The sequence below is a fragment of the Candidatus Dormiibacterota bacterium genome (assembly GCA_036495095.1).
Lineage (GTDB): Bacteria > Chloroflexota > Dormibacteria > Aeolococcales > Aeolococcaceae > CF-96.
Map to the genome: position 1 here is coordinate 94,015 of DASXNK010000196.1, position 9,134 is coordinate 103,148.

The following is a 9,134-nucleotide window of genomic DNA, read 5'->3' on the forward strand; positions in this document are numbered from 1 at the left end:
GAGCTCATGCCCGTTCCTCCATGCCGCGGCCGGCGAGCCGTTCGAGGGCGCGCTCACGGGCGCCCGGGGCGTCGAGGCGACCCTCGACGAGGCCGAGGAAGCCGTGCACCACCCGCTCACCGCCGAGCGGCACCACCGCCACCTCGCGGCGCTCGCCGGGCTCGAAGCGCACCGCCGACCCGGCGGGGATGGCGAGGCGGCAGCCGTAGGCGGCGGCGCGGTCGAAGAGCAGCGCGGTGTTGGCCTCGAAGAGGTGGTAGTGCGAGCCCACCTGCACCGGGCGGTCGCCGCTGTTGGTGACGGTCAGGCGCGCCGCGCCGGCGGCGGGATCGGAGCCGGCATGGTCGCCGGCGAGCATCTCGCCGGGGATCATGAGATCGGGTCGTGGACGGTGACCAGCTTGGTCCCGTCCTCGAAGGTGGCCTCGACCTGCACGGAGTCGATCATCTCCGCAACTCCGGGGAGGACGTCGTCCCGTCCCAGCAGCGTCGACGCCGACTCCATGAGCTCGGCGACGCTGCGGCCGTCGCGTGCGCCCTCCATCACCGCGCAGGCGATGTAGGCGACCGCTTCCGGGTAGTTGAGCTTGAGCCCCCGCTGGCGGCGGCGGGTCGCCAGGTCACCGGCGACCACGAGGAGCAGCTTCTCCCGTTCGGAAGGGCTCAGATGCATCGCGGCGGCTCCTGGCGTGCGAGGGCGGCCTCCCGGGCTTTTGTCCCTCCGTGCCACGGCCGCTCGACGCCTGGCCGCCGCACCCTCTCGGTCGCTGACCCGGCGGCGGCCGGCGGAACCCTAGGGTGCCTTTCGCCTACCCGCGTGGGTGGACCAACGCAGCATACGCGGCAGCCCCGGGCGGGGCTCACCCGCAGGGCGCACAGAACCCCGCCCCCACCCTTCGTGCAGATGTACCAAGCCGCCCGTGCCGGGGCCTACGGGATCGCCGGCGGCGGGTCGGCGGGGTTCGGGGCCGAGGTGGGCGACGTGGTCGACACCGGCCCGGGGGTGGGCCGTGGCGTCGGCGGGATCGCCGGGACCGCCGCGCCCGCGAGCCGCACGCCCGCCGGCGCCGTGATCGCCGAGCCGCCCCCGGGTGCCAGCAGCGCCACCGCGGCGCCGGCGGACGCCGCCACCGCGAGCACGACCGCTCCCAGCCGGTGTGCGGCCTGGTGGCCGCTCCTGTCCCTGCTCATTCCCTTCCCTCCTCTCACCGTCCTGCACGCGACCGCCGGCGCGTGCGCCGGGTCACCGTGAGGCGCTCCGGCCGCCCCCGGTCTCGATGTCGCCACGGCTGACCGCGCCCCGCAGCACCGCCTCCCGCGCCAGCTCGACCCGGCGGTTGCCGGACGAGGTGGGCGGCAGCGCGAACTTGTCGTAGAGCCGCAGCAGGTGCTGCTTGACCGCGTCCTCGGTGACCACCAGCTCGGCCGCGATGCTCCGGGTCGACGCCGGGACGCCGAGGACGTCGCCGCTGAACACCGGCCGGCAGAGGGCGACCAGCACCTCGCGCTCCCGGGGGGTGAGCGGCGGCGCCGGCTCGCGGGCGAGGGTCACCGCCTGGTCCTCCTCGGTGGGGCGGCTGATCCGGTAGACCAGCCGGGTGGTGCCGATGCGCAGCTCGTCGCCGTGCTGCAGCGCCCGCCCCTCGGCGACGCGCCCGCCGTTGACGTAGGTGCCGTTGCGGCTGCCCAGGTCGCGCAGCCACCAGCCGGGGCCGAGGCGCTCGAGCACGGCGTGGAGCCGCGAGGCGCTGTCGTCGGCGGCGAGCACGATGTCGTTGCCCGCGTGCCGTCCGATGGTCACCCTGTCGCCGTCGAGGGGGCGGAGCTCGACCCCGGTCGAGACCGACACCTCGAGGTACTCATGCATCCGCGGCGATCGCCTCCCGCTCGACGAGCCCCTGAGCGGCAGGATAGTCGGTCCGTCGACGCCGGGGTCGACGAGGCGCAGCGTGCCGGGCACCCCCTCTCGGGACGTGGCCCCTCCCTCTCGGGACGTCACGGCCGGCGCAGCTCCCATGGGCGACGCCGGCCTCCCCGGATCCCGGGAACGCCCATCTGCACCCCTCCTGGCGGGTCGCATGTCTCTCCAGCATTGTCGGGGGGCCGGAGGGGCGGGGAGAAGCCCCGCGGCCGGGACGATTCCGACCGCCGGGGGGGAGGTGGATGTCACCCTCCGGTGAGCATGTAGACGCTCTGGACGCCGCCGGTGTCGGTGCCGCCACCGATCGCGTAGACGTGCCCGTCGGGGGTGCTGGCCACCGCCGTGTAGAGGGGCACGGGCAGGGGGACGCCCTCGGTCCAGCGGCGGGTCCCCGGCGAGTAGACCTCGACGCTCGCGACCGCGTGGGTGGTGTAGCCGCCGATGACCTCGACGCTGCCGTCGGGGCCGATGCCCGCCGCCAGCCCGCTGCGCGGTGAGGGCAGCGGCGTGGCCGTGACCCAGGTGTCGTCCGGTGGGCTGTACACCTCCACGTCGGCGTAGTCGGGCCCGTCGGCCCCGCCGAGCGCGTAGATGCGGCCGTCGGGGGCGCCGACCGCGGCGAGCGCCCCCCGGGCCCGGTGCATCGGGGCGACCACGCTCCAGGTGCCGGTGTCGGGGCTGTACACCTCGACGCCGGCGAGGGCGTGGCGGTCGTCGCGGCCCGCGAAGCCGCCGAGCACGTAGATGCGGCCGTCGCGGCCGGTCACCGCCGCCGCCCCCCAGCGGGGGGTGGCGAGGTGCGCGGCCGGGGCCCAGGCGCCCCCCGGGGTGTACACCTCGACGCTGTCGAGGGGACGGTCGGACATGCCGCCGATCGCGAAGATGCGGCCGTCCGGGGTGGTCGCGGTGGCCACCCCCCAGCGGGCCGTCGCCAGCGGCGGCACCGTCGACCAGCGGTCGGTGTGAGGGTCGTAGGCCTCGACGGTGTCGAGGGGCCGGCCGTTGAGCCCGCCGATCGCGTAGATGCGGCCGTCCGAGGCGGCGGTGACCCCGAGCCAGGAGCGCGCCGTGGGCATCGGCGCCCGCGCCGTCCAGGCGGCGGTGGGGTGGCCGCGCAGGGCGGCGGTCCCGGCGAGCGCGGCCGCGGCGAGCACGGCGACGCCTCCGGCGGACGCGCCCAGCACCAGGGTGCGGCGGCGCGGCCGCCGGCCCGGGCCGGGCAGCTCCCGGGTGCCCCCGGTCACCACCGCGGTGGCCCCGCGCCCGGCCCGCTGCGGCGGGGTGCCGACCAGCTCGACGGTGTCGCCGGTCTCGATGCCCAGCACCAGCGGCTCGGGGAGGGTGGCGCCGCCCGCACGGGCGGCGCCGCGGAGCTCCATCCCCAGGTCGAGGGCGGAGGGCGGCCGCTCCCCCGGGCTCTTCGCCATCGCCCGCTCGAGCACCGAGCAGACCGGACCGGGGACCCCCTGGGCGCGCAGGTCGGGGACCGGGCGGCTGCCGATCCGGGCGATCATCGCCAGGCTGTCGGGACCGGGGTCGCCGTCACCGGCGAACGCCGGACGGCCCCGGATCAGGGTGTGGACCGTGGAGGCGAGGGCATAGACGTCGCTGACCACCGAGGGCCGGCCGCCGGCGAGCAGCTCCGGCGCGGCGTGGGGGATGCTCGCCACCACCGCCTCGCCGCGGGTGGCCACGGCCCCCTGCAGCTGGGCGACACCGAAGTCGGCCAGCTTGGGCTCGCCGAAGGCGGAGAGGAGCACGTTCTCGGGCTTCACGTCGCGGTGGAGCAGCCCGGCGCGGTGGGCGGTCTCGAGGGCGCCCGAGATGCGGATGCCGGCGAGCACCGCCTCCTGCCAGGGCACCGGTCCGCTGGCGCGGAGCCGGTCGGCCAGGGTGCCCCCCGGCTCGAAGCCCATCACCAGGTACGGGTTCCCCGCGTCGGTGAAGCCGGCGGAGTGGACGGTGACGATGTGCGGATGCCCGGAGAGCGCGCCCATGGCGCGGAGCTCGCGCCCCAGCCGCCGCCGAGTCTCGGCCTCCAGCCCGGCCTGGCCGAGCACCTTGACGGCGACGGTCCGGCCGAACTCGGGCTGCCAGGCGCGGTAGACGGCGCCGAAGCCGCCGCGCCCGATCTCGACGGCGTGCTCGCACCCGGGGACGCCGAGGTCGACCCCGGCCGGGGTCGACCCCTGCTGCTCACCACGCTCTCCCGCGCTCTTCACTGTTGAACCATCGTGCAGACTCCGGCGCCGGTTATCAACCTGACGATGGCGCACCGCGGGAATGGGGCCGGAGCCGGCGACCCGCGGACGGGTCGCACAAGCCCGCCGCCCGCACTTCTGTGCGGCCCGCCGTCGATTGCAAAACCCCGGCTCGCCTACTGTCATCCCATGGCACAGCTTGCCGCCTTCCTCCCCGACCCCGACGGCCATCGCCGCCTCGTCGCCTGCCCGCGGTGTGAGTGCCGCCGGCGTGGCATCAGCGAGGTGGCGGGAGACCTCGTCGGTCATTGCCTGCGCTGTGGCGAGATCCTCGAGTCGCCCCTGGAGGTGGAGAGCCTCCTGGTGGCGCGTGCCCGCGACGAGCGGGTCCTGCGGGTCCACGCCGCCTCCTCGACGGCGACCTAGCCTATTTCCTCCTCGCTGGGACCGCGAGAGCCTGTCTCGCGGTCTCCGGCGGGGGCAAACGGCACGGCACGGTCGTCCGACCCCTCGCGCCCGGTACGATCTCCGGCGTGCCGGGCATGTCCGAGGTCTCCGTGACCACCGCCGACCGCCTTCGCGCCGAGGGTCATCGCATCCTCGACGTCCGCGAGGACGACGAGTACGCGGCCGGACACATCGCCGGAGCCGTCCACGTGCCGCTGATGCAGATCCCGGCACGCGCCGCCGAGCTCGACCGCGAGGCCGAGTGGCTGGCCGTCTGCCGGGTCGGCGGGCGCAGCCTCCAGGCCACCGCCTATCTCGCCCGGCTGGGACTGCGGGTCAGCAACGTCGAGGGGGGCATGGAGGCCTGGGCGCATGCCGGCCTGCCCTTCGAGAGCGCCGCGGGCGGCCCCGGCCGGGTGATCTAGCGTCCTCCGGCCGGGGCCGCCTGACCCTCGTGGACTAGCGGTTGTGGGCGGCGGGAACCTCGCCGCGCCAGGCGCCGGTCTCCGAGCCGCGCTTCTCGATGAACTCCTTGAACCGCTCCAGGTCCTTCTCGATGCGGCGGCCGAGCACGCCGAGGGCGTCACCCACGGTCTCCACCACCCCCTGGGGCTCGGTCTCCATCAGCAGCACCACCCGGGTGGTGCCGTCGTCGATGCGGTGGAAGTCGACGGCGCCGCTGTTGGGCTGGCCGGAGGTGCTCCGCCAGGCGATGCGGACGTCGGGGATCTGCTCGGTGATCCGGGCGTCCCACTCCGTCTCCCTGCCGCCGATCCTCGCCTTCCAGTGGAGGGTGGTGTCGCCCTTCTGGACGACGCTCTCGACCCCCTCCATGAACTGGGGGAAGCTCTCGAACTGGGTCCACTGGTTGTAGGCGGTGCTGACCGGGACGCTGACGTCGATCGACTTGCACATGCTGGCCATGGTTCTCGGGTGCCTCCTGGGGAACGTGCGTTGCTAGTGGTCGACGATCAATAAACATGATATCGACGCTGCACCCTATGGCGCCCCCGCGGCGGGCCCGTCCCGATCAGTCGCGACGGCGGAAGCCGTACACCCCGAGGCCGAGCATGACCGCGCCGAAGCCGAGCAGGAGGGCGGCCTCGGCGAGCACCGGGACGGTGTGGCCGGCGATGCTCACGGCGGCGACCTGGTCGAGCATCCCCTGGGGCACGCCGGCGCCGGCGAGCAGCACGTGGCGCACCGGGGCGATCCCGTAGGCGACCGGGTCGAGGCGGGTGAGAACGGTCATCCAGCCGGGCAGCCCGTTGAGCGGGAACAGCGCGCCGCTGAGGAAGAACATCGGCATCAGCAGCAGGTTCATCACCATCTGGAAGCCCTGCATCGAGCGCATCCGCGCCGCCAGCGCCACCCCGAGCGCGCTCAGCGAGAACGCGAGGATGAAGAGCAGCGGGATCGCCTCGAGGACGCTGACCAGGCTGAGGTGCACCCCGGCGACGGGGGCGAAGGCGAGCATCACCATCCCCTGGATCATCGACTGGGTGGCGCCGCCGAGCGCCTTGCCGATGGCCACCGCGGAGCGGTTGATCGGCGCCACGAGGATCTCGCGGAGGAAGCCGAACTCGCGGTCCCAGACGATCGACATGGCGCTGAAGATCGCGGTGAAGAGGATCGCCATGCCCACCACCCCGGGGAACATGAAGCGCACGTAGCCGACCGCGCCGGGGGCGGCGGCGGCGCCGAGCATGCCCCGGCCCCCGCCGCCGAGCGACGAGGAGAGACCCACGCCGAACACCAGCAGATAGAGCAGCGGCTGGGCCAGCGAGATCACCAGGCGCACCCGGTCGCGGGTGTAGCGCACCAGGTCGCGGTACCAGATCACGTAGATCGCCCGTGCCGTTCCCGCCCACACGCCGCTGCCGCGGGTGACCCGCGCGCCCTGGAGCACGCTCATCGCCGGCGTCCTCCCCACATCTGCCCCATCCGGCGCAGCTGGCTCTGGGCGTCGGCCGAGACGTCGCGGATCGCCCGCCCGGTGAGCTTGAGGAAGACGTCGTCGAGGCTGGGACGGCGCACCGTCACCGAGCGCACCGGCACCCCGAGCGCGCCGATCAGCCGGGGCACGAAGCCGGCGCCGTCGCTGACCTCGATGTGCAGCCCGCTGCCGTCCAGGGTCGGGGTCACGTCCAGCCGCTCGGCGATCTCGACGGCGGCGCGGGCGTCGTCGTCGGTGCTCAGCGTCACCACGTCACCGCCGACCCGGGCCTTCAGCTCCTCGGGAGTGCCCAGGGCGACGATGCTGCCGTGGTCGATGATCGCGATCCGGTCGCACCACTCCGCCTCGTCCATGTAGTGCGTGGTCATGAACATGGTGAGGTCGCGGTCGCGGCGCAGCCGCTGCAGGTGCTCCCAGATGTTGGCGCGGGTCTGCGGATCGAGGCCCTGGGTGGGCTCGTCGAGAAAGAGCACCTCGGGGGTGTGGAGGATGCCGCGGGCGATCTCGAGCCGGCGCCGCATCCCGCCGGAGAAGGTGCGCACCGGCGACTCCGCGCGCTCGGACAGCTCGACGGTGCGCAGCGAGTCGTCGATGCGCCGGCGCCGCTCGGCGCGCGGCACACCGTAGACCAGCGCGTGGAACTGCAGGTTCTCGCGCGCGGTGAGCTGGTCGTCGAGAGACGGGTCCTGGAAGATGAGGCCGATGCTCTGGCGCACCGCGTGCGGGTCGCGGGCGACGTCGTGGCCGGCGACGGTGGCGGTGCCCGCGCTCGCCTTCAGCAGGGTGCAGAGGATGGAGATGGTGGTCGACTTCCCGGCGCCGTTGGGTCCGAGGAACCCGAAGATCTCGCCACGCCGCACCTCGAGGTCGATGCCCCGAACCGCCTCGATGGCGCCGTAGCGCTTGGCCAGTCCGCGGACCTGGATGATCGGATCGCCCGCGGCGGCGTGACGCTCCTCGACGGGGTCGCGCGTGAGCACCTGCATGGGCGCAGTATCACCCCGCACGCGGGTTTCAACCCCCCGCCGGGCGACCTCGTCACGATCCCGTTGCGACCGCCGTCGACGGACCGGTCAGAAGGCTCCGGTGCCGTTGGGGGTGCCCAGCCCGGTGGGTCCGTTGTATCCGGGGGCCGGCCCCGCCTGGCACAGGTAGCTGTCGCAGAAGAAGTCGTTGCTGCCCTGCACCACCGGGTTGAGGGCGGTGCTGTGCGCGTACGGGTACGAGCCGGCGACCACCGACCCGGCATTGCCGGCGAGCGCGTAGATGCCGGCGATCAGCGGCGAGCCGATGCTGGTGCCACCCGCCTTGATCCATCCCGACGCCCCGTAGCTGTCGTACATCGCCACCCCGCTGGCGGGGTCGGCGACCGCGGAGACGTCGGCGATGGCGCGGTGCGCACAGCCGGGGTCGTGCTGCCACGACGGCTTCGGCTCGATGGTGCTGCAGCCGCTGCCCGAGCCGCTCCACGCGGTCTCGTCCCAGCCGCGCGCGTTCGAGCTTCGGGTCAGCGTGGTGCCGCCCACTGCGGTGACGAACGGCGACGCCGCCGGATACACGGGCTGGTAGCCGAGGTCGCCGGACGCGACCACCACGGCGATGCCGGGATGGTTGAAGAAGTGGTCCCAGCCGGTCTCCTTGTCACTCTCGACCACGCCCCAGCTGTTGGTGATCGCGACCACGCCGGGCGTCGCCGCGGCGACGTTCTCCGCCGCGCCCAGCGAGGGGATGTCCTGTCCGCCGGACTCGACGAGGAGGATCTTGCAGAGCGGGCACCCCGCCGACACCATGTCGAGGTCGAGCGAGATCTCCTTCGCCCAGTCGGCGTCGGCCGCGGGCAGCCGCCCGGTGCCGGTGGCGTCGACCTTCCGGAAGCAGCCGTTCGCGGTGGTGCACGCGGGCAGCCCGTAGGTGGTGCGGTAGACGGCGAGGTCGGCCTCGGCATTGGGATCGTCGTACGCGTCGACGACCGCGACGGTGCGTCCCTGACCGCCGGTGGCGGGGAGGTTGTACGCGGAGCGGAGGTCGGCCGGTCCGAGGCCGCGCGCGTGCGACGACGCGGTACCGCCGCGACCGCGCGGCGATGACGTCACCACCCGCGCGAAGCAGCGCGCCTGGTCGGGAGCGGCGGGGTGACACGCCGGTGAGGAGCTGATCGCGGCGACGGTCGTGGCGGTCTGCGGACGTGATCCGCCGGTGCTGCCGAGGGTGACCAGAACCCCCGCGACCAGGACCGCACAGCCCGTCCGGCGCAGCCTCCGCCCGGTCACCGGCAACCCTCCGATCCCTTCCTGACGACGGTGCTGTGTCGCACTGCAGGATACCGGGCTCGCGCCCGGCGTCAAGCCCCGGTGTACAGAGGCGTCAGGATGCGCAGCCGTCGCGGGGAATGAGCAGCGCCGGCACCTCGGGGATGTTCAGGAGGTTCACACCCCAGAGCTGGCCGAGCCATTCGAGGCTGTCCTGCGCCTCCACCTGCCACGCCTCCCAGCCGTGCGGGCCGGGCACCACCTCGGTCTTCAGCGGGGCCCAGCCCAGCGACTGCACGGTGCTGACGAACTGCTCGGTGTCGGGGAGGAACTCGGAGTCGTCGGTGCCGCCGCCGAGGT

Annotated in this window: 12 protein-coding genes; 2 read left to right on the forward strand and 10 right to left on the reverse strand. The window is 74.1% G+C overall.

The window, feature by feature from the left end:
• Window positions 1-4 precede the first annotated feature (4 nt).
• The 5 genes from VGL20_20145 to VGL20_20165 all read right to left on the reverse strand — a co-directional run bounded on the left by VGL20_20145 (window position 5) and on the right by VGL20_20165 (window position 4,142).
• Window positions 5-373 (reverse strand): urease subunit beta, encoded by a 369-nt coding sequence (locus tag VGL20_20145; GenBank protein HEY2706001.1) that lies wholly within the window; start codon window positions 371-373, stop codon window positions 5-7.
• Window positions 370-672 (reverse strand): urease subunit gamma, encoded by a 303-nt coding sequence (locus VGL20_20150; protein HEY2706002.1) that lies wholly within the window; start codon window positions 670-672, stop codon window positions 370-372. Before VGL20_20150 ends, VGL20_20145 begins: the two co-directional genes overlap by 4 nt.
• Window positions 673-929: 257 nt before the next feature.
• Window positions 930-1,190, reverse strand: coding sequence for a hypothetical protein (locus VGL20_20155; protein ID HEY2706003.1), 261 nt, complete (start codon window positions 1,188-1,190; stop codon window positions 930-932).
• Between the two features lie 52 nt (window positions 1,191-1,242).
• On the reverse strand, window positions 1,243-1,866 hold the full coding sequence (locus tag VGL20_20160; GenBank protein HEY2706004.1) for an FHA domain-containing protein: 624 nt from the start codon (window positions 1,864-1,866) through the stop codon (window positions 1,243-1,245).
• Between the two features lie 299 nt (window positions 1,867-2,165).
• The gene (locus VGL20_20165) at window positions 2,166-4,142 is read right to left on the reverse strand and encodes a kelch repeat-containing protein (GenBank protein ID HEY2706005.1); all 1,977 of its coding nucleotides are present in this window, start codon (window positions 4,140-4,142) and stop codon (window positions 2,166-2,168) included.
• A gap of 168 nt (window positions 4,143-4,310) precedes the next feature.
• Between VGL20_20165 and VGL20_20170 the strand changes: the two genes are divergently transcribed.
• Together VGL20_20170 and VGL20_20175 are read left to right on the forward strand one after the other, a co-directional pair.
• A complete protein-coding gene (locus VGL20_20170) occupies window positions 4,311-4,547 on the forward strand; it encodes a hypothetical protein (GenBank protein HEY2706006.1) in 237 nt (78 codons plus the stop codon).
• A gap of 116 nt (window positions 4,548-4,663) precedes the next feature.
• A complete protein-coding gene (locus VGL20_20175; protein HEY2706007.1) occupies window positions 4,664-4,993 on the forward strand; it encodes a rhodanese-like domain-containing protein in 330 nt (109 codons plus the stop codon).
• 34 nt (window positions 4,994-5,027) lie between these two features.
• Here the strand turns inward: VGL20_20175 and VGL20_20180 are convergent, their stop codons facing one another.
• From VGL20_20180 to VGL20_20200, 5 genes are all read right to left on the reverse strand, one after another.
• Window positions 5,028-5,492 (reverse strand): SRPBCC family protein, encoded by a 465-nt coding sequence (locus VGL20_20180; protein HEY2706008.1) that lies wholly within the window; start codon window positions 5,490-5,492, stop codon window positions 5,028-5,030.
• A 106-nt stretch (window positions 5,493-5,598) separates the two neighbouring features.
• On the reverse strand, window positions 5,599-6,483 hold the full coding sequence (locus tag VGL20_20185; GenBank protein ID HEY2706009.1) for an ABC transporter permease: 885 nt from the start codon (window positions 6,481-6,483) through the stop codon (window positions 5,599-5,601).
• Window positions 6,480-7,511, reverse strand: a complete 1,032-nt coding sequence (locus tag VGL20_20190) for an ATP-binding cassette domain-containing protein (GenBank protein HEY2706010.1) — start codon at window positions 7,509-7,511, stop codon at window positions 6,480-6,482. Before VGL20_20190 ends, VGL20_20185 begins: the two co-directional genes overlap by 4 nt.
• An 87-nt stretch (window positions 7,512-7,598) precedes the next feature.
• The gene (locus VGL20_20195) at window positions 7,599-8,795 is read right to left on the reverse strand and encodes a S53 family peptidase (GenBank protein ID HEY2706011.1); all 1,197 of its coding nucleotides are present in this window, start codon (window positions 8,793-8,795) and stop codon (window positions 7,599-7,601) included.
• A 94-nt stretch (window positions 8,796-8,889) separates the two neighbouring features.
• Window positions 8,890-9,134, reverse strand: a 245-nt coding sequence (locus tag VGL20_20200) for a hypothetical protein (protein ID HEY2706012.1), incomplete at its 5' end; no start/stop codon positions are given.